Genomic DNA, 26,172 nt, shown 5'->3' with positions numbered 1-26,172 from the left:
GCTCCTTTCTTAAGATGCACTATATGAATAATATGCAAATGTTTCTTTAGGGAATGTTCCTTTACCGCCACTATATAGTTTACCTCTCCATACTGTCTTATCTTCACTAAATTTTTCAGAAGTATTGGATTCTATAACAAATGATTCTGATTCATTTACTATATATGTGCTTAAATCTCCATATAATATGCCATCAGTATCTGGCATTTGCGAAGTAAATATTACAGGTTGTCCTGCAATTAGATACGGTGTAGCAGTTCCATAATTGTCCTGACCTGGTAAGCCTTGAATTAATGGTGAAACAGTAACTATTGGTTTACCTGTAGAATCAGTTAATGCAAAAAATCTATTAAAAAACGTACTTCTTTTCATTACCCATGTTGCATTATCTCCATAAGGACTTTCTACACTTCCCATTATTCCAGCTATACCTTTCCAATCTAATATTGAATAAGTTTTAGCCTGCGAAGGTGCTACTTTTATAGCTGTTATAATTCCTTCAAATGTTGAAGTATCAAGAGTTCCATTCAATACATAATTTTCACATAAAAGCCCTATATACTTTCCTATTTCCATTGATAAATATTGCTCAAATGCTGGAATACTATTTCTAAGCAATAAATTTTTTACTACTATGGTAGCTACAACTGCCATTTGACTTATCTTAACTTCTGTAAATGAGAATGTAAGAGTTGCACTTCCATCTGCATTATCAGTTGTTGGTGAATCTACTGTACCTATTGGTAATGATACATCTCCAGTAAAACCAAACTTAGTTATAGCACTATATAACTTACCATATTGTTTTATAACACTATAAACATTATTTAAAGTTGTTTGAGGTACTAGATATTCACTTCCTGTTGTAACGCTCTCTCCATTCATGCTAGTAACAGCTCTTTTACCAAAAGCCATTATTTCTGAATCCTCTTCACTTACTTTATTGTTTAAGAAACTTCTATAAAACGCATCTCTATACTTTGCCGATGATCTGTAATTTTCTTCTGTTATTTCATTTCCCTTTAAATCTTTTAACATTCCAAGTCCTCCTCTTTTTTCAACTGGTGCGTCTTTTAGTTGTGTTCCTATTTCATCAAGCCTTGCTGATATTGAGCGTATGTTTTCAGCAGCTCCATTTAAATCTTCAACTGACATATCTCTATGATTTTTACATTTTTCTTTTAACTCTGATCTCTTTGATTCAAGTTCTGTTTGTTCCCTTTTAAGTTCTGCTATTTCTTTTTGTGTTAATTTCATTTTATTCCCTCCTACATGCATTCAATAAATTTAAATAATGCTTCTTTTTTACTTTCTTCTTCTTCATTTCTGGTGTTCATATCCATACCCATTGATGTATCATCATTGGTGTTTGTATTATTATTACTTGTGTTCGTACTCATAACCTTATTTACAGGACATGTACATACTTCACATTGAGAACAATTGTAATTACAAGTAATACATGGTTTATCTACTTTAGGGCACGTGCAATTAGGACATGCTAAGTTACATGTGCTATTGGTTAATGCATTTCCACTACTTTGGTTATTATCACTTATAACAACTGTTTGCTCATAAGCTGGAAATGTTACAATACTAACTTCATAAACTTGATTTATTTTTGTAACAACATCAATTTTATTTTCCCAGTCAGTTGCTACCATTGATTGGTTATCAAACCAAAATGACATTCCATCTACTAATTCTCTTTCAACTCTGTCATAGACATAATCATCAAGAGCTGTATTCCCTAATGTAACAGTTATAAACAAGCCAACATCATCAATAACAGCAGTAAGATTTTTACCCATTCTTCCTAATACCATTGAGCTGTCATGATTAAACAGTATTACTAGGTTCGAAAAATCTACAGTTGCCAACGCATTTTTGTCTATTTTCTCTACCCAATTGCTCCCCATATATGGATGCCCATAAACATCAAAAAGTATTGGATATCCTTTTAATGTTCTTACCTGTTGTCCATTTATTTCTTCGGTTGAAGCTCTAAATTTTGATTTTGTATTTTCAAAATTAACTTTTCTTTTGTTTGAAGCTATTAATGGGGACTTCTTTTCTTTAATTTCCAAACTAATTTCCTCCTTTACTTTCCATCATTCGGATTGTCTAATGTTCCTCCAACTTCATAAATTCCTGGTTCAAGTGTTTCAAAGTTCTTATTTCCAAGGAATTTGTCAAGTTCAGCTGGACCTCTTGGCATTCCTAATCTCCGTCTTATTTCATTTCTATTCATGATTGTTCCATAAACCATTTCTTTGTAGAATGCTGTTTTTGCTGCTAATGTACTTATCTCCAAGTCAACTGTTTCAGCTTGAATTTTGTTATTGAAGTATATTTCATTACTTGAAAATAATTTATATGTCAATTCCTCTTCAGCTTGATATATTATTGGTTTAAGTTTATTATCTACAAACTGTTCATAATCTAATTCGTCAGCAGTACCATTTATAATTTCATAAGATGGCCCAAAGTAGTTATAAAGTTGTTTTATAACTTCAGTTAATAATTCGGTATTTAATGGGCTACTTTTATAATTAAATGGTAAGAGTTCATATTCAGCTCCTATCATTCCCATTCCTGTTGTATTTTCAGAAGTTAGAAATGTCTGCTTAAATTCATCAAGCTTTTTCTTCATATCACTTGATTTTAAAGAAGCTTTAACCTGCAATAATGCTGATATTCTTCCATTTGTTTCACTATCTCCAACTGCTTGATTCTGCATAGTTCCAACTATCTTTGTATAGTTTCCTGTAGCTTGTTTAGGTGCTCCGCCTTTAAATGTCGGAAATCTTTGTAAGTGGATAATATCATCATAATAAAATGCATAATTTAAATTTCCACTGAAGACAATTATCAATTTTTCATTTTCATCTTGAGTAAATTCAAATTGAGTAAATGGAAGTGGATATATAGCTGCTAAAGTTCCATTATCATTCCATTCTGGCATTCCAAAAGCATTGTTTGCTACAAGATAATTTGTAATCATTTGAGTCCAAAATACTTGAGGGCCTTGATACTTATTAGTTCTTACATTCAAAACATATTGAAAACTATCATTAACCATTGTCATATTGCCCTCTGTATCTCCACGTATATGATAAAAAGGTACACATGCTATTTTTTCAGCCACAAAATTAATTGCTGTTCTTACTTCTGGAATGTCATATAATTGTCTATTTATTTGAAGTATGGAGTAACCTTGGTTAAGCATATTTATAAGTTTTGTTGCTGTCAGTTGATCTTGCTGAAAAAAGTTTTTTATACTATTAAATATTCCTATATTTCTCACCACCTTTCGCAGATAAAATCTTTTATTGATATTCTTCAAACAAATCTTTGCATTTTTTATAAGCAATATAGGCACATAAAAAAGACACATATCCATCGATACGTGCCTTTGATTTTGATTTATCTGGTTGTATGTCATTATTAGGCATTGTTATCTTCGCTGCTGTATTTGTTGTACACCATCTAAATAAACCATTATGCCTGCTAAATTGTATTATCTCATCTTCAAATAATACCCTAGTTTCTTTCATAGGCTCTGATAAACTCTTAGCTCCCATTGCTACTGGAAATAATACACCTCTACCATCTTTATCTTCCTTTGGAAACCCATTTAGTGCCATGTCTTCGCTCCATTCATCAAAATGCCACCTGTCGGCGCCAATTTTCCAAAATGTTACTTGATATTTCTCAGATAATTCAATAAACCATTCAGTTACATCACTTTTTTTTACTAAACTACCTTCACATATTTTAAGTAATTCATTATTAAGTGGATCTAATGCATTAGTATGGCAAAAACTTTCATATGCCATTTTATCAGCCTTTGAATTTTGTTGAATTCTAGATTCTGCTATAAAATATTTTTGGAACAAATATAACTTTCCATCTATAGGTATTAAAGCTGAAGCACAACATAAATCTGTTGTTTCTGCTAAATCAGCACCACCAACTGCATACTTGTCCTGTATCATATCTAAATTCATATCAATAGCGCATCTGTCTACATCTTGTAAGTTAAAGTAAACTACACTCATAGAACTTGCTCTATTTAAATGTTTAGCTAAAAATGATGGCATTTGAGCAGGATCTTTCAACGCTTTTTGATATTCTCCTTCAAGATAGCTCATTGTCGGTCTAGCTTCTATCAATCCTGGATTAGCTTTTATCCAGCATTTTCTATCTTCTGCTTTATCATTCTCATCTATTCTAAATATAATAGGAAAAAGTCTTTCTTGGCTCTCACCATTTAGTACTGCTTCACATCTTTCAAGTACACTATCAAAAATACCTTCTCTTTGAAATCCAAAAGTACTTATAATAAATATTAGAGGTTGTGTCCTAGCTCCCATTGCGGATGAAAATACATCATAAGTATTTCTATCTTTTATAGCATGCATTTCATCAATAACAACACAATGAGGATTTAATCCATCTTGTGAATTACTATTTTTACTTCCTGCCTTCATATAGCTATTTCCAGCAGGAAACAAAAACATTTCTGAATTATCTTTATCCCTTCTAGTTTTTACATGAGGTTTTAGAGCTTCACTACTTAAAGCAAAATTTTTAGCCGCTTCATATACTATACTTGCTTGTTGTTTTTGTGTTGCTAAACACCATACTTGAGCTGCTGGTTCCCTGTCGCACATCAGCATAAAATCAGCTATTGCAGATACGAATGTGCTTTTACCCCATTTTCTAGCAACCAATAAAGCCATTTCTTTAAAATATCTTACTACCATATTTAACTCAGTATCGTATATTTTAAATCCAAATACACATGCTGCTATATACTTTTGCTCAATACTTAACTCTAAGGGCTGTCCTGCCCAACGACCTTCTCTATGTTTTACTAACCTACAAAAATCAATAAAAGCTTTTACATCCGTATCATCATAAAATACAGTTTTACTCTTAAGAAGCTTCTCAACTAATTTTTTTAGTTTCTTAATATCCTTACCATGATTCTTAGGTTTTTCTGAAACATAATCATGCCATTCCTTTATATATTGTGGAACTTCAGCTTTTACTTTAGCCATTTTTACCACGATTTATTATATTGAATAATTGATCATTTTCATTTGTTTCTTTTTGTGGCTTTTCTGGCATAAGATCAGTTAATTGCTTTATTATTCCCATATGATTTTTAATCATGGTATTATATATTTCAACTTCAGGACTCTTTTTAGTTCCAAATTGATTTTCACCATTTTTATATTCTGAAACAGTTCCGTCTTGAATTATTTTTTCTTGTAAATCCTCAAGAGTGATTGTCATAAAAGCAGCATTTTTTATTAATGAAGATACTTTATCCATAGTATTTTTAGGCATATCTTTGAATAATTTTTTCAACCTATTTGCCTCTTTTTTGATTCTTTTTTCATTTTCTATCTTTTTCAAAAATCCTTCATCTTCTGTTGTTTCCTGCGATAAAATGTAATCTTTCATTATTTCACCTTCTTTCATACCACACCCCTCATGTACGCGAAGCTCGAGTGATAAATTATCTCACCTATACGGTCTCACAGCAATCGATAAAATTTGTTTACCCCGGGGGGATTAAAAAACTTTGTAGTCCTATACTTCTATCGTGTTCCTCTTCATGGCAATCATTGCAAATATATTCTAAGTTATTAGGGTTGTAAGCTATATCCCAATTATTTTTGTTATCATCAGTTAACCACTTCTTATGATGTACAATCTTACCTGGCACCATCTTACCTTTATGCTTACACCTTTCGCATAACCCATTGCTTCTAGAGATAACATATCTCCTTGCATCTTTCCATTCTTTAGTTTTATATATTTCACTATGCCTAGCCATGCTATCACCTTCTATTTTTAAAATTTATTTTTTCTTATCACTATTATTAAAACATTCTCTTATATCTCTATCTTTATATGGATAATAATAAAAATCCATCTTCTCGCATTGCTTTATGTCCTTACAGTTATTACATTGCCCAGGAGGCTTAGCACATATTACATTTCCATTGATGAATCTGACATTAAGTTTTACTCTCTTTCTCATACATGGTTTATCTCCTTTCTGTTTTATTGCATTAAAAGAGACTCTATTCCTAGAGTCTCTTATTTTCCTATCTCAGCATATTATCAAGCGCACAATAAATAGATTCTTTTAAAGAAGAACATGTTTTTTTATTTATTGAAGTGCTTAAGATTCCAGCTACATAATAACAATTATTTTTAAATTTTATTTCCATTACTTTTTCAATACTATCATGTGCCATAAGTAGTTGAATAGTTAGCATATTTCTGTCTGGCCTTATAGTAGAGTTTATGCTGAAATTTCCTTTTGCCTTAAGAACAATACTTTGTTCTTTAATTTGTTTCATATATTCGTCTACAATACTTTTTACTTCTTTATCATCCATAACTCTTCCCCCCTTCATATATCTAATTATACAAAAATAGACATATAAATTATATATTTTACAAAAATACATAAAATAAACCAATAAAACTCACTATATTTTCTCGAGCAATGGATGAATTACATTTCTTTTCATAATATATTTTTATTCTACTAATCTATAAGCATAATAAAAATACCCTATATTATCTACAGGGTATTTCGAAAGGGGTTAATAATTTATGAAGGGAAAATTTATGCTTTTCCTATTTACTATTATAAGCCTTTTATTTTGTGATTTCTTGGAGTTTTTCTTAAACTTTTATAGATATTTCCTACAGTTTTTCTATAAACCTCTTAATAGAGATACTTTTTCATTCTCTTAGCTGCTTGCTTTTCTATTTGCTTAATTCGTGTATATGTTAATCCTAACTTATTTTGTACTATATAATATCTCCTGCGTTCTATATGAACAATCTGCATTATATCTCTTTCTTCTTCAGTTAGTATTGATAATGCATTATCAATTTTTTTAAGTTCTCTTCTTTTAGCTGCCTGTTCTCTATATAATTCCTCTTTCCTTCTCATGAGTCTCTCTGCCTGTTGTTCTACACTTGATGTAATCTTATAAGTTTGTCCTGTTTTTTCTCCGTCTGGCTGTGCACTTATTCCGATTATTTCTTCTTCAAGTTCCTGAACTCTTATATCTATATAATTAATATCCGCTAAAATCTCTTTATATTCTTCTACTTTGTTTATTACGCTTTCCATCTGTTATCCTCCTTGAATTAACTTTATACAACTAATCTTCTATATTCATTCCTTAAATTTTCCTGGCTTAATTGAGCATATATTTGTGTTGTACTTGGAGTAGTATGCCCTAATATTCCTTGTACGCCTTCAATTCTCATACCAGAGTTTAATAATCTAGTTGCTTGAGTCCGTCTGAACTTATGGCAATGTACTCTTTCATCCACACCAGCTCTATCTTTTATTTTAGCTAATATTAATTGTAATGCTCTTACTTTTATATGATTATGTGAACCTCTCTCAGATATAAATAAATATTCTGATTCTCCTTCTCTTGTACTTAAATATCCTTGCATGTGTAATTTAGCCTTTGTAGAAAAGAATACGATTCTTTCCTTACTTCCTTTTCCAAGCACTTTTATGCTTCTTTCCTGCCAATTTATATCTTCTAGCTTAATGTTATCTAATTCTGATATTCTACAAGCTGTACTATCCAATAGTTCAAATAAAGCTTTTTCCCTTTCTGTAATACATGCTTCTCTTAACCTCTCCAAATTTTCAGCTTTATATGGCTGTAAAATAACACGTGGTACTTTTGTTTGTTTAAGCTTAAATGCTGGATTTGTAATCATATATTCTTCTGACTGCAACCATCCGAAGAAGCCTTTAAGCATTGTTATATATCCATTTATAGTTGTTGCTTGTTTGCCTTTTCCCATAAATGCTAAGAACATTCTTAAATCCATTGTTGATATAGTACTACATGGCTTAGTAAAAAATTGATCTAGCTTTACTAAAAATAATCTATAATTATCTAATGTTTTTTGACTTAATCCTTCTAACTTCTTACAAGCCAAGTATATAGATGCTTTTTCTTCTATATCGCCTGCTACTAAATCAGTACATTTAGATGTAACTTCATAATCGTAAAGTGTTTCGTCTATAGTTCTTTTTATATCTAATTGTAATGAAAAATTTTGTTCTAATATTGGTAATATTAATGTTAACTTTCCTAATAGTTTTATACTGACTTCTTCGTTTAGGTTGCTCATGTTTATCATTCCTTTCTCTGTAGTTTTTTATTTCATTTGCTTAAATCTAATATTTAATATAAGGTTCTTCTATGCCATGACCACAGCAAGCAGATTTAGCATCTTTTACATATCCTAAGCAAGCATCATATCCTTCTTTTGTTGGAAACTTGCCACATTTCTTACATGACTTAGAATCATCAAATTTAGAATTATCCTCTACATAAAACCACTCATTATTTTTAAAATATATCAAATTTCCTCTTGCATATGTTGTTATCATATTTATTAGCTCCTCTCCACTATCTTAAATAACAAAACTTACCATCATTTTTTTGTATATTATCCTTAGAATTTAGAATACTACTTAATGTAGCGATTTTCTTAAGAATTGTTAGAACCAATCCCATAAAAGTAAGTCCCTCTTTGTAGGGGCTTATTTATTGCTTGAATGTTGAAGTATTAAAATATACTCACTTGCAAATTCAAATGCCTGTTCTTCGCTGTATTTCTGTTTTTTCATCTCTTCATATACTGCTCTATGCATCATTACAATACCTGGTACTAATTTAATAAAATTTTCTATCGCTTCTTTATATTCACTATTGTTAATTATTCCATTTACCAAATTTAATATATCTTTTTTATTTTTCATAATGCTTTTACTCCTTCTTTGTATATTTCTTTTCTAATTTCACATAATAAATATGAAATAGAAATATATAATATAGAACTTTTCATTAGCTTAAAGAAAATAGGTTCTTCTTCTTGATGGAGGCTTATTTTCTTTATTTAATATTAAGTGTCACTTAATGTTAACGCTCATATAATATTATTAGGATAGTGGAATTCTCCTTTCATTATTTACAGTTACTTGTAACTTTAACGAACGTTTTTAATCATTATTTAGAATAACTATCATATAATAATATAAGCCTTTTTTCATTATCGGTAGTTCCTCTACCTCCCCATTTAATATGGGGCTTTTTTTATCTAATATTGGTAAGGTGTTCGTGATGAACACCTTTTTAATTTAGCTATAGTAATCTGCTTCCTGGAAATCCCGGTTTTTCTCCTTTTGGTGATGGATTATGACTTATTTGTAGCTTATTGTTTTTATTCCATAAACTTTTAATTATTATTAATCCGAAGATTTGAATAAATATAATTGTTCCACATATTATTAGCGTTATTTGAACTCCTTCACTCATTCTTTATCCTCCTTTCTTCTCCAAATCTACATAACATAAATTACCATAATATATTTTGCATATTATCTTTAAAGTTTAGAATACTATCTAATGAGTTAGTTGTTTCAAATAATTTTTAGACGTACTCTAGAAAATAAGTCTCTCTTTGTAGGGACTTATTTTTCGTTATAGTGATTTTTACAAACTACTTAACATTTTAGTATTATGTAGCATTAGTTATGCATATCAGCTAAACATTCATTGCAAAAGCCATCATTCTTTTTGTATTCTTCATATGGCATTACCACTTGACATGTATCACACTTTGCCACTCTTTCACCCTTCAAGTTTATTAATGTATCATCATCTAATTCCACAATCTCACCATTATCTTTTAAATCATAAGATTCTAAACTTTCACAATCAGCATAAAACAAAGTTGCTATTTCAACTCCACTATCCTTCAATGGATAAGAGCTTTCACCTTGTAATGTTTTTTCTGTCATAATAAATACATCACATTCAACTTCTCCGAGGATGCAACCATATTGAGTTTGTTTTACATGAATATCATTAGCAGCCTTTTTAAACGCATCTTCACTCTCAAAACAAGACTTATATCCCCAAACACAATCGCCATCTTCATTAAACCATAAATTTTCCATACTAATTCTTCCTCTCTATATTTTTATTTGATACACAATTTTTACAGCTTGCGCATTACTCTTCATCTTCAAAATAGCAACTAATATCTTCACCAACAAAAGAATCTAATACATTGCATATCCCCTCAATGAATTTGCTAGTATAATCATCTATAAAATCTTGTAAGTTGCAAATCTCTTGCCCATCCCATTCAATGCCACATTCGTCAGGTGATAAACTATGCTCTCCCATACTTTCATGCTTTAAAAGATTTGTTTTAGTTACTAATTCGCTTTTAAATTCATCTATATCCCAATATTCTTGCTCTTCATTTAAAAACTTCTTTACAGCTATTAATGTTTTTTTATTTGCTTTCATATAAATTCACTCCTTCTACAACTTACCACTCAATTGAAGCTATAACTTCTGGTTCATTAAGTAGTTCATCAAGATAATTATTTTTAATAACTTCTCTAAATGAAGTGTACTTGCATATTAATCCATCATGTCTCATTAAATCTCCAAATTGAACTTTTTTCATTGTTCCCTTATCTGTTTTTTCAATATGAATGAGTTCATCAGAATCGCCTAATATTTCAATATCATTTTTATCTTTTGTTTCCCACCACATTCCTTCTAAATCTAAATCGCATTCTTCTATATCGTCTCCTGTTAATTCATCTTCAAATTCTTTGTTATACCAATCTAAAGTATCTTTTAAACTCCAAGATGTTATATACCATTCATAATCATTTAATTTATAAACTGCTCTGTATTGATTTAAAAATTTTACTGGAAAGCTCCTTTCTTCATCATCTTCTAAGCCAACTACCTGTTGTCCATAATTATCAGTATGTTCGTCTACTTCAACTTTCCATATTTTATTAGGATAATTCATTGCTCCAACACAATTATGCATTGTAACCATTTCACCTTTTTTAATCATTTCTCTCTACCTCACTTTGATTGCTTCTTCATTCAACACTTTATAGCGATTATTTAATCTACAGATCTTGTATCTTGTACTAAAAATTCATATCTTCCCTCATTATTTCAAAGATAGTCGTGTCATAATATTCTCCATCTGCTAACTTCTGGCTTCTTCTTTTTCTTCCAATAACATTCCCACCATACTTGGATATAAATTTTGTATACATTTTTTCTGCTTCACTTCCTACGTATGCTGCAAATTCAAATTTATTTGCATTGTAACTATGCTTTAATTCCCTTAAAAACTTTATTAAGTCCTTAGCAAACACTGCATTCGGATTCTTAGTAAAATTCATTATTCCAAATCTATCTATATTTTTACTATCTCTATTTATTTCTGCACTCATAAATCCTATAATTTTACCTTCAGAATTAACAGAAACTCTTTGTATTACATTCCAATCATCTTTTAATATTTCAATATCAAAGCTCCTATATGAACATCCACTATAGAACTTAAAGTAATCATCGCACATAGCTTCTACATACTTTTTTCTTAAATCTTCACTATATAAAATGGCTTGTCTTAGCATATTATCCTCTCCATTTCCTTATAATACTTATTACAGCTTCTTTGTTTTCTTCTTTAATATCTTCATTTCCAATAGTCTCTTTTATCTCATCAATTATCTTTTTGATCTCTCGAGGAGGACAGCTGCATAATTTTAAGCCTTTAGATTCTCCACTTAAAATTGTTATGGTATTCCATGACTTTTCAATTCCAAACCCCTTATAAATTATCCCTTCTACTTCTGTATATCCTTCTCTAGTTCTAGTTTTTATTCTAAAATTAACTTTGTCTTGGCTATTAAACTCATCTTCACACTTTTTATCTTCTTTTTCATCATCTTCCATCTTTTGCTGACGTTCTTTAAATTTATGAATTTTTTTGAACTCTTCAAAGTTTTTCTCATGCTCTTTAAAATCTTCTTCAGTAAGTTCTCTTATAATATCTAATTCCTCTACATTTATAGAGCATTGAAGCTCGCATTCTTCATCTGCTAAATACCAAACGCAGTATTCATAATCATTTGATATCATGTCTTTCATTCCTGAATCATAGCTTGCTTTATAAAACCTCTCCATCTGATCTAACTCTATAGGTCTAACTATTAGCAGCTCTCTATCTTCGTCTATTTTAGCTGCCATTAATTCTAATCCTCTATATTCTTTAAACTCATCATTTGAATCTTCTTTTACTTTAACCAATAGATATTTCAATCCCATTATTCCATCCTCCCATATTATTTAATATTGAGGGGAATAGTCCCCTCATAATTCGCAGTAACCATAACATTAACAATTGTGTAATCCCTGCCAATGCTCCTAGTCCTGCAAGTTTTACTTTAGTTGTACAGTTAGTCCTCTATACTTTGATATTAATTCCTGTGTTTCTTTAATCCATTGATCTTTAATTTTATTAGCTAATTCCTCTAAGTCTTTTCTTTTATTTCCAACATGATACATATTGAATTTAACTACTTTTCCTTCTTTAACTTTCTTAGTATCATTTGGACTTAAATGTCCTTTAAATGATCTTATTTCTAAAGTCAAATGTGCTTTATCTGTAAATAACATATACATAACCTCTCCACCTTCCTATTTACTATTGTTTTGAATTTAACCATTGTAAACATACTTCTCGTCTATTTGTGTACTTACATGAAAGAGCAAAATCACAAAGTCCTGAGCATCCATTTCCACCACCTATACCAGTACACTTTTCACACAAAAAATCTGCCATTTCACTTGTTGTCATTTCTTTTATTCTGTCTATTACACTTTTAGATAAATATTCTGGAACTATCTGCTCTACTATTTCACCAGTATCCTTATCAACTACATCATTATCTATAACTACCAAATTAATATCATTTTCTTCATTGGCTTTGGTGTCCGAAACGGACACCGTTTCTTTTCTAGTCTCTTGAACTACCGTTACTATATCTTTAGATTTTATTTCCTCTCCATTTGCTACTTTTTTAGCTATTTCCTTTTGCTCCTCTTCAGGTAATTTACTAGTCTCATATGCTACTGTTATTCCTAAATTACCTTCCTTAAATTGTTCCTTAGCTTCTTCAGTTAGATTATTATTAATTGCTTCCATTCTAGCTACCTGAGTGCGACTTGTATTCATCAACTCAGCCACAACGTTTCTTAATTTTCCTTTTATCTCTAATCCATCTTCATCTCTTGCCCTTATCAATGCCTTTTTTAACCTTATAACTTGTTCTGTTTCTTCAAAAGGACTTAACTTTCTAGTAAAGGCATTTCCTATTATAAGAGATAATTCGAAAAATGCTTCCGTCATATCCTTATATAAATACTCAACTTCTTCATATTCTTTATGTCCTCTTTCGATATTTAGAATATTAGCTAAGTTTCTTCTATGACCACTTATTATTCGAAATTCATTATTTACTCTCCCTAATACTGTTGGCTGCTGCTGACCTACTAATAAAAATGTATCTGCCAATTCTTCAATATTATCCTGACTATAAAAGTTGCTTTGTGATGGGATAACATTTCGAGGATCTAACTTTATTCTCTTGTAATCTTCTGTATTAATTTCTTTAATGCCCTTACTTTTGCTATTGACTAAGGACATCATATTAAAATTACTCATAACCAGCTACCTCATATAGTTCTTTGTTTTTATAAATGTTTCCGATGATCGTATCAATTGCAGTTTTGCTGAATAATGGTACTGCTCTTTGTTCTTTATGATTTACTATCCACCATGCACATTCCATAAAATCAACTATTCCTATTATGTCTTCTTCCCCTGGTACTCCACCTTTTCTATCTACTATAAAACCTTGGTATATTTCTTTTTTATTAATATCATCTTTATTTGCATATTGAATTGGCCTTAAATGTGCATTTACTGCTGTTCCTTCTAATTCGCATTTCCTATTGAATGACTGAACTGTCCCATCTGCTACAGCTATACTGCAATTAATGTAATCTACTACTTCATTTGTCTTAGTGTCAACAAGCTTGAATTTTAATTTAAATCCCATATTACATTCATCCTTTCTATAAACTTAAATATTCTTCTACAAGGCTTATATAGTCCTTAGATGCAGTGCAACGCTTTGAATACTCTAACAAAGGTAAGTTCTCAAATGTGCTTTCCTCTACTTTTATTGATCTTCTTATAACAGTATTTAATATTGGATACTTAGAATCATTTCTCAATTCTTCTAATTTACTTATGTTTGATTTATTCTTTGAAAATTGAGTTATAAAACAACCTTTTAAAGTTGCTGTTTCTACACTATTAATTTGATTTATAAGCTCTTGCATCCCATCCAATGAAAATTGATCTATTCTTATTGGAATTAATACATCATTTGAAGCCACTAACGCGTTTATTACAGATATATTAATGTCTGGTGGATTATCTATTATGCAATAATCGTACTCATGGCTTACTTGATCTAACGCATTTTTTAATATTTCTGCTTGTCCTTCTCTCTCCTGATCTGTTATAACCTCCAAGTTAGCTCCTAACAAATCCATATTTGCTGGAATTATATCTAAGTTCTCATATTCAGTTTTTTGTATAACTGTTTTAACATTTATGCAGCTTTCCACCATAATATCAGCTATAGTTTTTTTTGCATCTTTAACACTAAATAACTTTGATGTATTACCTTGCTTGTCATTATCCACAATTAGTACTCTTTTGTTGTGGATTGTTGCTAAAATATGTGCAAAATTTACACTGCTAATAGTTTTAGCAACCCCACCTTTTAAATTAATAATGCTTATAACTTTCATACTCATAACTATCTAACCTCTTTCATTATTTATTTTCTATTTATTATCTACAGCGAGATATTCTCTTCCAAATCTTGTCCCTATTTCGCATGCAACAATCCAATGCTTGTCTCTCTCCATCCTTCTTCAACTGTCTTTTTCTTGCTATATCTGCAACTGTCTTTTGTGTAAGCTCATGAGGTGTCATTCTTTGATTTTCCATACTAATCACCATCCAAACTTTAACTTATATTTTTTAATATTGTAGTTCTTGGCTGCATCAAATAATTTTCAATTGTATCTGCTGCTTCTCTCCATCCATAACAGACAGTAACAAAATAGCCTTGCTCTTTTAATAGCTCTATCCATTCATCTTGCTCTTTACTTGTTTTATTTTTACCAGCCTTAAGTTCAATATAAAGTCCACAATAACCACCATGTGGTGAAGGTAAAACTAAATCAGGTACACCTGCTTTTACACCTTGCCTTTTCAATGAAGCAGCTTCCCTTTTTTCTCTTCTACCACCATTTGGGACATGAAATAATAGCCGCAATTCTGGAAACCTTTGTTCATAATATCCTGCCCATTGAAACAACCATGCTTGCTCTTGTGATTCTTTTATTGTTAACATATAATTCCTCCTCTTTCAGGTATTTTTATAAGTGTATATGTTAGATATTTATATCCTGTATATTGATCCATATCACTATAGATACTTTCCTTTTCCACATAGTACCCTTTTATAGGTTTTGGTTCTTCCAAATATTTATTGGAAGCAACTATTTCTATATCGGGCTCTGGAATAATCAAATTTTTACTAGAATAATATCTCTTACGCTGTAATTCCTTTGTTGTCGAAGAATATTTTATAAAATAGTTTGCCAATTTTTTATATTGCCCATTTGTATTTAATGGAGTTACATGTATTCTTCCTTTTGTCCAACATTTACGTAAAATTTTAATTGGTATTTCATTAATAACTAAATGATGATGTCTAGCTCCTTTTTGTCCTATTTCCATTACATGTATATACTTTAGTTCCATTCCTAATTTTTTACATTCTTTTCTTAACTGCTTCAAACAATCACTCATATCTTTTCTCATTTCTTCTTTTCCATCTGGTTTATTTTCTGAATTATAATCAAAAACAGTATGATAATCTCCATCTACAAAATTTGCATTCATTTTCCATCTCAATTTATCTTCTGCATGTCTCTGATTTATTTTCTCTTGTTCCTCTGTTGTAATTCCAACCCTTTCTCCTCTTTTCATTCCCTTAGCTTTATACTTACTTGTAAAATACTTTTTTATCTCTATAGTTACACCAGCTTTTACTTCCCTTTTTACGTATGGCATATATTCCCTCTCTTTTCTCTTCTGCTTTATTTATTAATATCTATATTTGTCCTAGAGTTAATATAATTATCAAGTCTCAAAGTCTTGATTCTATTGATTTTTTGCCATACATTTGGTATAATATTTTTACAGAAATTATTGCTAAATGTATAGCTTAATGACTATGGTTGTTGGTGCAATCATAGTCATTTTTTATGTGCTTTTTACAAATATTTAACATTATTATTTTCCATTACTTTCCTTATGTTGCTTGTCCTTTTTTATTGCTTCATAAAATTTAGTTCCATTATTTTCAAATACAAATTTTAAATGACATCTAGAAAAATCAATTGTACCCATTGGCATTTTGCTTGATTCCATAATGCAAATATACGTCTCTTCAATTTTTCTAAATGATTCAACAGGAATCTGTATAGCTCCGCATGTTATGCTTATCATTTTGCTATCTCCTCAAATCAAAAGGCACTCTAGTGACCTTGTTGTAAAATTTGTAATACTCAAGATATTCTCCTACAATTAAAAAATCATCTGGATTGCATCCTAAATTCTTCAAGAATAATTTATACTTCCTTTTTAGTCTCTTTGGATTCTTCAACCTCTCATCCTCCTTAACTGCTCCGCAACCACTAACTTGTCCAATTCTTGGCTTAATTTAATAGTTACAGGCGATAATTTTCCATTTACATTAATGCTTGTATGCATCTTTTCTCTTACCTCTTCGATTGCTTTTTCTAATTGATTACCTTTAATCCCAACTAAAAAGCCTTGCATTATCTTTCCTCCAAAATAAATAATATTTATTATGTTAATTACTGGTAAATAGAAGCATCTAACATTGATCTATTCCCTGATAAATTTACTCTTACCAGTTCCATCTTTATTTATTGGAGATACCATACAGCCTATATTAAGTGGTTTCATTTTTTTAATAGCTTCATCCAATTCTTTTTCATTATGAATTCCATACTTTAATAGTGCTTTTTTAACTGCATCCATTTTTACGTTTCTCATACTTTCAGGTAACTTGTTTGATTGCTGCTCTTGTGATACTCCAAGAGCAGCATCTTTCTTTGTCCTTACCTTTTTCTTCTCCATCTAACTCATCTCCCTTTAAGTTATTTTTGATTAATTAAGTTTTGACATATCCATTCCTACAAGTATCCCTTGAACATAAGCAGAAACCGCCATTCGCTTTTCGTATGATAGCTTTCCAATATCCATCATTAGCTCCTGAAATTGAATTAAATTTTTATCTGTTAATTGTTCTTTCAAAATTTCTTTTTTCATGTTTATACCTCCTTATTGACTATGCCATAATTATATAATGTCATAGTCAAGTTTGTCAATATTTTTATTCAATTTTTCTTGACTCTGCCAACAAAAATTGATACTATCATTATTGAAAGGAGGAATTTATGAATGAATGAACGCTTAAAAGCTATCAGAAAAGAACTGAATTTAAGTCAAGATTCCTTTGCTAAACAACTTGGTATTACTGGGCCTGGAATTTCTAAAATTGAAAGCGGCTCTAGAAATTTGACTGAGCAAATGATAAAATCCATATGTAGAGAATTTAACGTTAATGAAAAATGGCTGAGAACTGGCGAGGGTGATATGTTTGATAATCTATCTAAGGCAGAACTTGTTGCTAACATAGTTGGAAATGCTCTTAAAACAGATGATGAATTTGTTCAAAATATTTTTATTGCCCTAGGGAAAATGTCTCCAGAGCAATGGGATAAAGTAAAAAAATTTGTAAAAGATCTAAAATAAAAGGTAGCTGAAAAGCCGCCTTTTATTCATGGAGGTAAAAAACTATAATGGAAGTTTATGAACGACTTAAAGACTTAAGAAAAAACGTCTTAAAATTGAATCAAGAAGAATTTTCAAAAAATATAGGATTGTCAAGGTCTAATATTGCCAATATAGAAGTCGGTAGAATAAATCTTACTGACAGAGTTATTTCTGATATTTGCAAAGAATTTAACGTTAATGAAAATTGGCTAAGGACTGGTGATGGTGATATGTTTAATGCTTCATTCAAATCAGATGATTCATTTATAAAGAATGTCTTCACTGTACTTGAGCAGCTCTCAAATGAAGAATGGGCATTATTAAAAAAAATTGTAGACAAACTAAAATAAAAGGCAGCTTCATAGCCGCCTTTTATTTTCCACTTATTCCAAGAATAAATTGATAAATAATTTTTAATTTTCTTTCCTCCCTAATATTGCTTAAGATTTCATAAATTTTTTCCCTCATCTCTTCCATCTTTCAACATTCCTTCCGATAAACGATATCGCTATTATTGATAAATAAATTATATCACTTACGAACATACATTCGCAATATGCAAATAAGATTTTATCTTTCTTTAGCAATTCATTTAGTTTTATTCATATGTTTTTCTCTTATACAGATACTATAACACACCTAAATATCCCTGACAGCGATATTTTCAGTCTATTTACGACAATTGTCAACATTTTCTACTTGTATTTTTATTTATTTTGTCGTATTTTAAGAGTAAAAAGGAGTTGGATGCTTTCAAGATATTATTTAAACTTAAGAAAAAGCGGATTGAGAAATGTAAAACTCAAAAAGATGTAGCCAGAATATCAGGGATATCTCAAAGTCATATAAGCGAAGTGGAAAATGGACTGGAGAGTCCGACGTTGAGGACAGTAGAACAAATTGCTAATTCCCTAAAGGTAAATCCTCTTGAATTATTAGAAATTGTAAACTAGTAAAATAACTGTTATCATTAATGCCAATTCTATTAACACGTATTTTTTAAATGTCTGTATAATCAGCACATGCCAATTATATGTTCCTATATAATTGAATTAAAGTTAATTGTAAGGAGCATATAAATTGTTTGGTGAAAGATTGAAAGAACTTAGAGAACGTCAAGGCATGAGTCAAACCGATTTAGCAGAATATTTAAATGTATCTCGGCAATCTGTTGGTGGATATGAAAATTATACAACTATTCCTCCGTCTGATATCGTTATAAAAATTGCAGACCTATTCAATGTTACCAGTGATTATTTACTTGGTCGCACCGATGAAAAATATAACTTTAATGAATTAAATGCTGATGATAAGAAACTTCTATCAATGCTATATGAAGATAAAGATATATTATTTAAATTGTATGAAAATAAAGATATATTATTAAAACTTTATGAGATTATAGTTTCTCACAAAATAACAAAAAAGTAATCTACATGCCATAATGACTGTAAGATTACTTTTTTTGTTATAAAAAACTATATTGTTAAGAAAGTGACTTTTGAAAAATACAGTATTACCTATATAAAAAATATTTTATCTGAAAATAATCCTTTGCAATTTTTCTCTTTACACGTATTATAATACGTGTTATAATATATTTGTAAGGAGGAATCCTAATGAAGTCATACTCTTCAAGGGAACTTGTTAAAATACTATTAGCTGATGGCTGGTATGAAGTTGCGTGTATTGGTGATCATCATCAATATAAACACCCATTAAAAAAAGGTAAGGTAACGATTCCTCATCCTAATAAAGATTTACCTATAAAAACGGTAAAAAGTATTTTTAAACAAGCAGGGATTGATTTAAATTAATCCCTCTTCCTTAACATTTTAAAAGGAGTGATTGTTATGAATCAGAAAGACTCATATACTTTTCCCGCTATTTTCACTTATGATGATGATGGAGTATCGGTTGAATTTCCAGATTTACCCGGATGTTTTTCTTGTGGTGATACTACTGAAGAATCAATCAAGATGGCTAAAGAAGCTTTAGCACTTCATTTATATGGCATGGAAGAAGATAACGATATAATACCAGATGCAGCTCTTATAAATAAGCTTAGTTTATCAGAAAATCAAATTCCAATGCTAATAGAGGTTTATATGCCTCTCTATAGAACTGCTATCGAAAATCAATCTGTAAAGAAAACTTTAACAATACCTCAATGGTTAAATAAATTAGCCGAAAAAAATAAAATTAATTTTTCTCAAGTCTTACAGCTCGCAATTAAGGAACAACTTGGTATCAAGGATAGAAAATAATTTAATGAGCTATGTATTTCATGGCTCTTTGAATTAGATTGGAGGTAATTTTTTTGAAAAAATCAGCACTTTACATAAGAGTAAGTACACAATATCAGATTGATAAGGACTCCTTACCTCTCCAGCGTGAAGATCTTATAAATTATTCAAAATATGTACTTGGAATTGATGATTATGAAGTCTTTGAGGATGCTGGCTTTAGTGGAAAAAATACAGATAGACCAGCGTTTCAAGATATGATGCATAGAATTAAAAATCATGAATTTTCTCACTTGATTGTATGGAAGATAGATAGAATATCTAGAAATCTTTTAGACTTCTGCACTATGTACGATGAACTAAAAGAATATAACTGCACATTTATAAGTAAGAATGAAAAATTCGATACTTCTTCAGCAATGGGAGAATCAATGTTGAAAATTATTTTGGTATTTGCAGAATTAGAAAGAAAGCTTACTAGTGAAAGAGTCTCTGCTGTAATGTTAAGTAGAGCTGAAAAAGGTCTCTGGAATGGTGCTAGCGTTCCTCTAGGATATAAATATACTAAAGGCATGAAATTTCCTGTTATAGATGATACTGAAGCCATTACAATAAAATATATTTATGATCTTTATGTCAATAACGGTTCGACTCCAAAAGTTGCTTATCAATTAAATCAAGAAAAGGTTAAAACTAAAAGAGGTGGAGTATGGACTCCAAAGACTGTAGGAGATATTCTTAGAAACCCTTTTTATGTCGGCACATATAGATATAATGTAAAAACTAGTGGCACAAGACGTTGGAAAGAAAAAAGTGAATGGGTTGTTATAGAGAATAATCATCCTGGAATAGTCCCAGTTGAATTATTTGAAAAGGTTAATACAATGCTATCAGATAACTATAAAGGCAAAAGACAATTCCAAAGAGAAAACACTAATACGCATATTTTTTCACAAATTTTAGTATGTGGAAAATGCGGATCTAATTTAACTGCTGGACTTGATGCTCCTCGAAAAGATGGTTATAGGCCATCACGTTATACTTGCTATTCTAGCCGAAATGACAATATGAATAATTGTAATAACTTTATAAGTGATATAACACTCTTACCGTTTATACTTAATTATATTGCAAATTTTATTAATCTGCAAAATAGAATAACACAGAGACATTCCCTTAGAGATATAGAAAAAATCTTGCTTCGCGGAAAATACTTTGCTGATGTAGAATGTATTGACAGAAAAGGCCTAGAAGAAACTTATCTTTCTTTTTCTATAGGCTTTACTGACTCTTCATTAAATAATCAATTAGATAACTCCGAAAATAACACAAATTCTGAATTAGAAAATCTAAAAAAAGAAAAAATTAAATATGAAAAAGCTTTGTCTAGACTTGAAGATTTATATTTATTTGATGAACAAGGTATCTCTAAAAAAGACTATTTATTTAAAAAGCGTGATATAACTGAGCATATACAAAAAATAAATGAGGATATTTCAAATGTTAATAAGAAAAATTCTAATATTACAACAGATATATCATTTTTAAATAAAGCAGGTAATTTCCTTATTCATAATGAACTTTCAAATAAAAAAAATATAGATTATAGAGAACTTTTACAAACAATTGATATTTCTCTTATTAAAGATTTTGTTAATACTGTTATTAATAAAATAGAAATAAACGATAAAAAAGTATATTCTATAACCTTTAGCAATGGGATTACTCATAGATTTTTATATAAAGTTAAATATCTCCAAGTGATTAGAACAAAAGAAAAGTTTTTATATAGAAAATTCGAACCACAAATAGTAGAATACCTAAATGAAAATAATTCTATAACTCGAAAGGATATTGAAACTATAACAGGGCTATCTCATTCAAGTGCAAATGCTCTTCTATTAGAATTATTAGAAAAACAAATTATTGAGAAAAAGGGAAATTCAGTTGCAACAAGATACTTTTTAAGGGCATAGGGTTACTATTCTAAGAAATAGTAACCTTTTTCCCATCCATCTAACCCCTTACATATCAAGGCTTAAAAGGAATCATATTTCAATTTACTTTCCGACAGCCTAGAGTAGCAAAAGCAACTAATCTTTTCCCACTTGAAGATTTTATTAGCTCTTTATATGTCATTTTTTTTAATACAGTCTTTCCATTACTTATTTTTATTTTTTTCATTTGATTTTCTTCCATTATAGTAGCATTCCTCCTAAATCTCCTAATTCATACTGAATTAATGCTGCACTTATAAATCCTGCTGTTTCCGTTCTAAGTATCCTGTTTCCAAGAGTTACAATATAAGCTCCTTGCGCTTTTAATGTATTTATTTCTTCCTCTTCAAATCCACCCTCTGGACCAATTAAGATTCCAACATCATTAATATTACTTAAATCTACATTTTCTTTTTCAAGCTGTCTCATAAGACTTTTAATACCGAAAGCTTCCGCATTTTCATAAGGTACTAAAGCTAAATCCATATCTTTTAGCTTGCTTAATGCCTCCTCAAAGTCAATAACTTCTCTAACTTGTGGTATAATGCTTCTTTTAGATTGCTTAGATGCCTCTAATGCTATTCTATTTAATCTATCAAGTTTTTTAAATTCTCCCTTAAGCTTAACGTCAACCCTTGCTGTGATTGTTGGGATAAATTCATGCATTCCAAGCTCAGTTCCCTTCTGCACTATTAAATCCATCTTTTGCCCTTTTGGTAATCCTTGAAATAAATGCACTTTAATTTTGCTTTCATTATTTATATCTAATTTTTTAATTATGCTGACTACAACTTCACTCTTTGTTATAGTCTTTATCTTTCCTAAATATTCTATGCCTTCACAATTATTTAATACTACATCTTCACCTTCGGATAATCTTAAAACTTTATATATATGTTTTACATCATCTCCAAGTATTCTTCCTTCTATATCTGTGATATTATAAGGTTCTGTAAAAAATTTATGCATAAAACCACCCTTCATTCAGTTACAAGTTAAGATTAATTAACCGCTTTAGCCACTATGCAGTTCCATTCTCCATCTTTATTTATTTCTATAACTTCAAAGCCGCACTCAGCAAACTTCTTTGTAACCATATCAACTCTATCATGTATTATACCTGATGTAATAAACAAACCGCCTTCATTCAATGCCTTTTTAACGTCCTCTGTTAATATACATATAACTTCTGCAATTATGTTTGCAACAACTATATCTGCTTTTCCTTCAACTACATCTAAAAGATTTCCTTCTAAAACTTCAATATTATCTAAATCATTAAAGCTTATATTTTCTTTAGATGAATCAACTGCTACTGGATCTAGATCAACACCTACTACATGTTTAGCTCCAAGCTTTGCAGCCGCTATTGCAAGTATTCCTGAGCCACATCCCACATCAAATACTGTTGTATTAGGCTTTACGTACTTATCTAGTGCCTGAATACACATTCTAGTAGTTTCATGAGTTCCTGTCCCAAATGCCATTCCTGGGTCTAATTCAATAATTATTTCGTCTTTCTTTTTTTCATACTCTTCCCAAATAGGTTTAATTACAATTTTATCTGTTATTTTAACTGGCTTATAATATTGCTTCCAATTATTTGCCCAATCCTCTTCATGCATTTTCTTTGCTTCTACTTTACCTTCACCAATATCAATTCCAAGATCTTTTATCTCTTCAAGCTTTTCTTTAACCTGCTCAACTATTTCTTCAACCTTATCATCCTGAGAAAAATATGCTTTTACAACAGCAGCATTTCCTTTATGTTCTAAGATATTTATATCTGCAAAATCCCAAGTCAATGGGCCTTGTTCTCTTGAAAGTAAATCCTCAGGGTCTTCAATTGCAACGTTTGGGCATCCTAGTCCATAAAATATTCCTGATATAGGCTCTAATGCCTCACTTTTTGTTATTATACTTACTTCAATCCATATTCCATCCATCTTTATATCAACCTTTCTCTGTGATTTATACTAATTTTTATGTTATCAACTTTCAACTGCAGCAATACGTCTCCTTAATTCAACCAATTATTAAACAATCAATCATTTTTTGTAGCAATTAAAAATTTTGTTTTTATTCCTTGCTCAGTAAACATTTTTTCATGTTCTGTCTCTACATTTCCTTCAAAGTCACTTTTATGAAGGTCATAAGTTATATATTTAATTCTAAACCCAGCTTCTTTAAAATATTCAAGAGATTCTTCAAATAATTCGTCATCATCTGTTTTAAAATATATTTCCCCTTCATCTTTTAAGAAAACCTTATATTGATTTAATTGATTTATGTGAGTTAATCTTCTCTTTTTATGCTTCTTTTTAGGCCAAGGATTACAGAAATTTATGTATATTCTGCTTACTATATCATCTTCGCCTAGCATTTCATTAATAATCCCTATTTCATGAGCCATTAATTTTATATTATCTGTTGATTTATTTTTTTCTTTATAAGCTCTTTCTATATTTCTCTTAGCTAAACCTAAAACCTCATCTTTTATATCAACTGCAATGTAATTAATCTCGGGATTCTCTGAACCATGTACTGCTATAAAAGTACCTTTTCCACATCCAAGTTCCAGATATATAGGTTTGTCATTTCCAAAAAACTCTTTCCATTTGCCTTTATATTCCTTAGGATTTACAACAAAAAAATCACTTGCTTCAAGTTCAGGTCTTGCCCATGGCTTTTTTCTCATTCTCATGCTAATTCACTCCATCTTTGGGCCAAAAAACAACAAGTAAATAATGCAATTTATATTTCGTGAGTAAAACAACGAAATATATTACATTATAATTACTCTTTCCATTAAGGATATAAGCGCAAAATAACTTTAGGCACAGAAATAAAATAATAAGTCCAAAACTTGCAGATGGACCTGTTATTTTTTTGATTGTGCATTATCTGCATTGTAACTTGCCGTTTTCAAAATGGCCATATGCTTTCATAATAATTATACCTATAAAAAATTTTATTGCAATTTTTTATTTTCTAATTTAATATCGCTTAACAATATGTTTAAACAGTATCAATAATATTCCCTAATGAATATAATGTATTATATTTTTATTTAACTATATAAATTTTAATTACAGGTTGCTATTTAAATTTCTCATATATGGACATACTAAAATATCAAATATTTAAGCAGGAGGTCCATATGAGAAAAAGATTAACTGTTAATACAAAGCATGCATCTTATGAAACTATAAAAGCGCTATATAAAAGTGAGAAAAATCCAAAAATTAAAACTAGATTATTAACTATATTGCATTTATTTGAAGGAAAATCTAGTGTTGAAATTTCTCTTCTTTTAAAACAATCTGATGCTACGATTAGAACGACTATTCATCGATATAATAAATTTGGATTAGAAGGCTTGAAAGACTTAGAGCACGCCCCAAAGAAAACAATTTTAACATCAGATGAACTTGCTATTGTTGATAATATTTTAAAAGAATCCCCCTATAATTCCGGTCTCAATTATAATAATTGGACTGGTGAACTTCTTGTAAATTGGGTAAGTTTAAACTTCAATAAAAAATTTCACTTGGTACAGCTTATAATATATTTTCTAGACTTAACTACTCAAAAACTAGAGCTAAAAGATTAAGTAATAAAATTGATAAAGAAACTTTAACTAATTTTAGAGAAAAACTATCGAATTTGATAATATCAAAAGACGAAAATACTGTGATTCTCTATGAAGATGAAGCTATTATAACATCAGAGCCGTCTGCGACTGCCGTTTGGACTAAAGTCGGAGTTCAGCCTATAGTTAAAACTTTACCAGGTGGCACAAGAAAAAGAGCTGTTATATTTGGTGCTACTAACCCTGAGACCGGTGATCTTATCTATAAGATTTCTGATAAAGGAAATTCAGATAATTTTAAGTCTTTTTTAAAATACGGTCTCTGAAAATTATCAAAATAAAAAGGTTATATTCATCGCGGACAATGCTAGATATCATCATTTTAAAGGTATAGATGATTTCTTAGAAGGTATAG

The 26,172-nt window shown here is 30.0% G+C and carries 43 protein-coding genes; 9 read left to right on the top strand and 34 right to left on the bottom strand.

The window, feature by feature from the left end; all coding sequences use genetic code 11:
- Positions 1-9 precede the first annotated feature (9 nt).
- The 30 genes from CDLVIII_RS06905 to CDLVIII_RS31100 form a co-directional block, all read right to left on the bottom strand.
- On the bottom strand, positions 10-1,257 hold the full coding sequence (locus CDLVIII_RS06905; RefSeq protein ID WP_009168719.1) for a phage major capsid protein: 1,248 nt from the start codon (positions 1,255-1,257) through the stop codon (positions 10-12).
- Positions 1,258-1,268: 11 nt separating this feature from the next.
- A complete protein-coding gene (locus CDLVIII_RS06900) occupies positions 1,269-2,087 on the bottom strand; it encodes an HK97 family phage prohead protease (RefSeq protein WP_009168718.1) in 819 nt (272 codons plus the stop codon).
- Positions 2,088-2,101: 14 nt separating this feature from the next.
- Positions 2,102-3,310, bottom strand: a complete 1,209-nt coding sequence (locus CDLVIII_RS06895; RefSeq protein ID WP_009168717.1) for a phage portal protein — start codon at positions 3,308-3,310, stop codon at positions 2,102-2,104.
- 19 nt (positions 3,311-3,329) lie between these two features.
- On the bottom strand, positions 3,330-5,066 hold the full coding sequence (locus CDLVIII_RS06890; RefSeq protein ID WP_009168716.1) for a terminase large subunit: 1,737 nt from the start codon (positions 5,064-5,066) through the stop codon (positions 3,330-3,332).
- Positions 5,059-5,493, bottom strand: a complete 435-nt coding sequence (locus CDLVIII_RS06885) for a hypothetical protein (RefSeq protein ID WP_009168715.1) — start codon at positions 5,491-5,493, stop codon at positions 5,059-5,061. The genes CDLVIII_RS06890 and CDLVIII_RS06885 overlap by 8 nt, the downstream gene beginning before the upstream one ends.
- Positions 5,494-5,572: 79 nt before the next feature.
- Complete coding sequence (locus CDLVIII_RS06880; RefSeq protein ID WP_009168714.1) at positions 5,573-5,851, bottom strand: HNH endonuclease; 279 nt, start codon at positions 5,849-5,851, stop codon at positions 5,573-5,575.
- Between the two features lie 24 nt (positions 5,852-5,875).
- Positions 5,876-6,058, bottom strand: a complete 183-nt coding sequence (locus tag CDLVIII_RS06875) for a hypothetical protein (protein WP_009168713.1) — start codon at positions 6,056-6,058, stop codon at positions 5,876-5,878.
- A gap of 67 nt (positions 6,059-6,125) precedes the next feature.
- Positions 6,126-6,422: a hypothetical protein gene (locus CDLVIII_RS06870; protein WP_009168712.1), complete on the bottom strand. Its 297-nt coding sequence runs from the start codon at positions 6,420-6,422 to the stop codon at positions 6,126-6,128.
- Between the two features lie 335 nt (positions 6,423-6,757).
- Positions 6,758-7,171, bottom strand: coding sequence for a sigma factor-like helix-turn-helix DNA-binding protein (locus tag CDLVIII_RS06865; protein ID WP_009168711.1), 414 nt, complete (start codon positions 7,169-7,171; stop codon positions 6,758-6,760).
- A gap of 23 nt (positions 7,172-7,194) precedes the next feature.
- Positions 7,195-8,202 carry a tyrosine-type recombinase/integrase gene (locus tag CDLVIII_RS06860; protein ID WP_009168710.1) on the bottom strand — a complete coding sequence of 336 codons (1,008 nt, stop codon included), beginning with the start codon at positions 8,200-8,202 and terminating at the stop codon, positions 7,195-7,197.
- Between the two features lie 46 nt (positions 8,203-8,248).
- The gene (locus CDLVIII_RS06855) at positions 8,249-8,464 is read right to left on the bottom strand and encodes a hypothetical protein (protein ID WP_009168709.1); all 216 of its coding nucleotides are present in this window, start codon (positions 8,462-8,464) and stop codon (positions 8,249-8,251) included.
- Positions 8,465-8,617: 153 nt separating this feature from the next.
- Positions 8,618-8,836, bottom strand: coding sequence for a hypothetical protein (locus CDLVIII_RS06850; RefSeq protein WP_009168708.1), 219 nt, complete (start codon positions 8,834-8,836; stop codon positions 8,618-8,620).
- A 382-nt stretch (positions 8,837-9,218) separates the two neighbouring features.
- Positions 9,219-9,392 carry a hypothetical protein gene (locus CDLVIII_RS31110; RefSeq protein ID WP_009168707.1) on the bottom strand — a complete coding sequence of 58 codons (174 nt, stop codon included), beginning with the start codon at positions 9,390-9,392 and terminating at the stop codon, positions 9,219-9,221.
- 212 nt (positions 9,393-9,604) lie between these two features.
- Positions 9,605-10,036, bottom strand: coding sequence for a hypothetical protein (locus tag CDLVIII_RS06845; protein ID WP_009168706.1), 432 nt, complete (start codon positions 10,034-10,036; stop codon positions 9,605-9,607).
- A gap of 55 nt (positions 10,037-10,091) precedes the next feature.
- The gene (locus tag CDLVIII_RS06840) at positions 10,092-10,394 is read right to left on the bottom strand and encodes a hypothetical protein (RefSeq protein ID WP_009168705.1); all 303 of its coding nucleotides are present in this window, start codon (positions 10,392-10,394) and stop codon (positions 10,092-10,094) included.
- Between the two features lie 22 nt (positions 10,395-10,416).
- A complete protein-coding gene (locus CDLVIII_RS06835; protein WP_009168704.1) occupies positions 10,417-10,962 on the bottom strand; it encodes a hypothetical protein in 546 nt (181 codons plus the stop codon).
- A gap of 79 nt (positions 10,963-11,041) precedes the next feature.
- Positions 11,042-11,539 carry a hypothetical protein gene (locus CDLVIII_RS06830; RefSeq protein ID WP_009168703.1) on the bottom strand — a complete coding sequence of 166 codons (498 nt, stop codon included), beginning with the start codon at positions 11,537-11,539 and terminating at the stop codon, positions 11,042-11,044.
- Position 11,540: 1 nt separating this feature from the next.
- Positions 11,541-12,233: a hypothetical protein gene (locus CDLVIII_RS06825; RefSeq protein WP_009168702.1), complete on the bottom strand. Its 693-nt coding sequence runs from the start codon at positions 12,231-12,233 to the stop codon at positions 11,541-11,543.
- A gap of 114 nt (positions 12,234-12,347) precedes the next feature.
- Positions 12,348-12,590 (bottom strand): hypothetical protein, encoded by a 243-nt coding sequence (locus CDLVIII_RS06820; RefSeq protein WP_009168701.1) that lies wholly within the window; start codon positions 12,588-12,590, stop codon positions 12,348-12,350.
- A 22-nt stretch (positions 12,591-12,612) separates the two neighbouring features.
- The gene (locus tag CDLVIII_RS06815) at positions 12,613-13,632 is read right to left on the bottom strand and encodes a ParB/RepB/Spo0J family partition protein (protein WP_009168700.1); all 1,020 of its coding nucleotides are present in this window, start codon (positions 13,630-13,632) and stop codon (positions 12,613-12,615) included.
- Complete coding sequence (locus CDLVIII_RS06810) at positions 13,625-14,029, bottom strand: hypothetical protein (RefSeq protein WP_009168699.1); 405 nt, start codon at positions 14,027-14,029, stop codon at positions 13,625-13,627. The genes CDLVIII_RS06815 and CDLVIII_RS06810 overlap by 8 nt, the downstream gene beginning before the upstream one ends.
- 16 nt (positions 14,030-14,045) lie before the next feature.
- On the bottom strand, positions 14,046-14,798 hold the full coding sequence (locus tag CDLVIII_RS06805) for a ParA family protein (RefSeq protein ID WP_009168698.1): 753 nt from the start codon (positions 14,796-14,798) through the stop codon (positions 14,046-14,048).
- 37 nt (positions 14,799-14,835) lie between these two features.
- Positions 14,836-14,994 carry a transcriptional regulator gene (locus tag CDLVIII_RS30405; protein ID WP_085959791.1) on the bottom strand — a complete coding sequence of 53 codons (159 nt, stop codon included), beginning with the start codon at positions 14,992-14,994 and terminating at the stop codon, positions 14,836-14,838.
- 19 nt (positions 14,995-15,013) lie between these two features.
- On the bottom strand, positions 15,014-15,403 hold the full coding sequence (locus tag CDLVIII_RS06800) for a VRR-NUC domain-containing protein (RefSeq protein WP_009168696.1): 390 nt from the start codon (positions 15,401-15,403) through the stop codon (positions 15,014-15,016).
- The gene (locus CDLVIII_RS06795; RefSeq protein ID WP_009168695.1) at positions 15,397-16,128 is read right to left on the bottom strand and encodes a hypothetical protein; all 732 of its coding nucleotides are present in this window, start codon (positions 16,126-16,128) and stop codon (positions 15,397-15,399) included. Before CDLVIII_RS06795 ends, CDLVIII_RS06800 begins: the two co-directional genes overlap by 7 nt.
- Before the next feature lie 222 nt (positions 16,129-16,350).
- On the bottom strand, positions 16,351-16,566 hold the full coding sequence (locus tag CDLVIII_RS06790) for a hypothetical protein (RefSeq protein WP_009168694.1): 216 nt from the start codon (positions 16,564-16,566) through the stop codon (positions 16,351-16,353).
- 4 nt (positions 16,567-16,570) lie between these two features.
- Positions 16,571-16,723 carry a hypothetical protein gene (locus CDLVIII_RS31105; protein WP_186005549.1) on the bottom strand — a complete coding sequence of 51 codons (153 nt, stop codon included), beginning with the start codon at positions 16,721-16,723 and terminating at the stop codon, positions 16,571-16,573.
- Positions 16,720-16,899, bottom strand: coding sequence for an aspartyl-phosphate phosphatase Spo0E family protein (locus tag CDLVIII_RS06785; protein ID WP_009168693.1), 180 nt, complete (start codon positions 16,897-16,899; stop codon positions 16,720-16,722). Before CDLVIII_RS06785 ends, CDLVIII_RS31105 begins: the two co-directional genes overlap by 4 nt.
- Positions 16,900-16,968: 69 nt before the next feature.
- Entirely contained in the window at positions 16,969-17,223 is a 255-nt protein-coding gene (locus tag CDLVIII_RS06780; RefSeq protein WP_009168692.1) for a hypothetical protein, read from the bottom strand.
- A 30-nt stretch (positions 17,224-17,253) separates the two neighbouring features.
- The gene (locus CDLVIII_RS31100) at positions 17,254-17,415 is read right to left on the bottom strand and encodes a hypothetical protein (RefSeq protein ID WP_009168691.1); all 162 of its coding nucleotides are present in this window, start codon (positions 17,413-17,415) and stop codon (positions 17,254-17,256) included.
- A gap of 132 nt (positions 17,416-17,547) precedes the next feature.
- Between CDLVIII_RS31100 and CDLVIII_RS06775 the strand changes: the two genes are divergently transcribed.
- From CDLVIII_RS06775 to CDLVIII_RS06745, 7 genes are all read left to right on the top strand, one after another.
- Positions 17,548-17,901 (top strand): helix-turn-helix transcriptional regulator, encoded by a 354-nt coding sequence (locus tag CDLVIII_RS06775; RefSeq protein ID WP_009168690.1) that lies wholly within the window; start codon positions 17,548-17,550, stop codon positions 17,899-17,901.
- A 47-nt stretch (positions 17,902-17,948) separates the two neighbouring features.
- Positions 17,949-18,272, top strand: a complete 324-nt coding sequence (locus tag CDLVIII_RS06770; protein ID WP_009168689.1) for a helix-turn-helix transcriptional regulator — start codon at positions 17,949-17,951, stop codon at positions 18,270-18,272.
- Positions 18,273-18,638: 366 nt separating this feature from the next.
- On the top strand, positions 18,639-18,875 hold the full coding sequence (locus CDLVIII_RS06765; RefSeq protein WP_242835848.1) for a helix-turn-helix transcriptional regulator: 237 nt from the start codon (positions 18,639-18,641) through the stop codon (positions 18,873-18,875).
- A gap of 127 nt (positions 18,876-19,002) precedes the next feature.
- Positions 19,003-19,353, top strand: coding sequence for a helix-turn-helix transcriptional regulator (locus CDLVIII_RS06760; protein ID WP_009168687.1), 351 nt, complete (start codon positions 19,003-19,005; stop codon positions 19,351-19,353).
- Between the two features lie 188 nt (positions 19,354-19,541).
- Positions 19,542-19,739, top strand: coding sequence for a type II toxin-antitoxin system HicA family toxin (locus CDLVIII_RS06755; protein WP_009168686.1), 198 nt, complete (start codon positions 19,542-19,544; stop codon positions 19,737-19,739).
- A gap of 36 nt (positions 19,740-19,775) precedes the next feature.
- A complete protein-coding gene (locus tag CDLVIII_RS06750) occupies positions 19,776-20,189 on the top strand; it encodes a type II toxin-antitoxin system HicB family antitoxin (protein WP_009168685.1) in 414 nt (137 codons plus the stop codon).
- 53 nt (positions 20,190-20,242) lie between these two features.
- Positions 20,243-22,144, top strand: a complete 1,902-nt coding sequence (locus CDLVIII_RS06745) for a recombinase family protein (protein ID WP_009168684.1) — start codon at positions 20,243-20,245, stop codon at positions 22,142-22,144.
- A 79-nt stretch (positions 22,145-22,223) separates the two neighbouring features.
- On the opposite strand, the gene CDLVIII_RS31095 is transcribed toward CDLVIII_RS06745, so the two are convergent.
- From CDLVIII_RS31095 to trmB, 4 genes are all read right to left on the bottom strand, one after another.
- On the bottom strand, positions 22,224-22,367 hold the full coding sequence (locus CDLVIII_RS31095) for a hypothetical protein (RefSeq protein WP_009168683.1): 144 nt from the start codon (positions 22,365-22,367) through the stop codon (positions 22,224-22,226).
- The gene (locus tag CDLVIII_RS06740; RefSeq protein WP_009168682.1) at positions 22,367-23,134 is read right to left on the bottom strand and encodes an RsmE family RNA methyltransferase; all 768 of its coding nucleotides are present in this window, start codon (positions 23,132-23,134) and stop codon (positions 22,367-22,369) included. Before CDLVIII_RS06740 ends, CDLVIII_RS31095 begins: the two co-directional genes overlap by 1 nt.
- 32 nt (positions 23,135-23,166) lie before the next feature.
- Positions 23,167-24,111: a 50S ribosomal protein L11 methyltransferase gene (gene prmA, locus CDLVIII_RS06735; RefSeq protein WP_009168681.1), complete on the bottom strand. Its 945-nt coding sequence runs from the start codon at positions 24,109-24,111 to the stop codon at positions 23,167-23,169.
- A gap of 98 nt (positions 24,112-24,209) precedes the next feature.
- Positions 24,210-24,869, bottom strand: a complete 660-nt coding sequence (gene trmB, locus CDLVIII_RS06730; RefSeq protein ID WP_009168680.1) for a tRNA (guanosine(46)-N7)-methyltransferase TrmB — start codon at positions 24,867-24,869, stop codon at positions 24,210-24,212.
- Positions 24,870-25,325: 456 nt separating this feature from the next.
- Between trmB and CDLVIII_RS29185 the strand changes: the two genes are divergently transcribed.
- A complete protein-coding gene (locus CDLVIII_RS29185) occupies positions 25,326-25,778 on the top strand; it encodes a helix-turn-helix domain containing protein (RefSeq protein WP_009168679.1) in 453 nt (150 codons plus the stop codon).
- Positions 25,779-25,831: 53 nt separating this feature from the next.
- A complete protein-coding gene (locus tag CDLVIII_RS06720) occupies positions 25,832-26,083 on the top strand; it encodes a hypothetical protein (protein ID WP_035301688.1) in 252 nt (83 codons plus the stop codon).
- The last annotated feature ends 89 nt before the right edge of the window (positions 26,084-26,172 follow it).

Source organism: Clostridium sp. DL-VIII, from assembly GCF_000230835.1.
Taxonomy (GTDB): domain Bacteria; phylum Bacillota; class Clostridia; order Clostridiales; family Clostridiaceae; genus Clostridium.
This window is presented reverse-complemented; position numbering and strand designations above follow the sequence as displayed.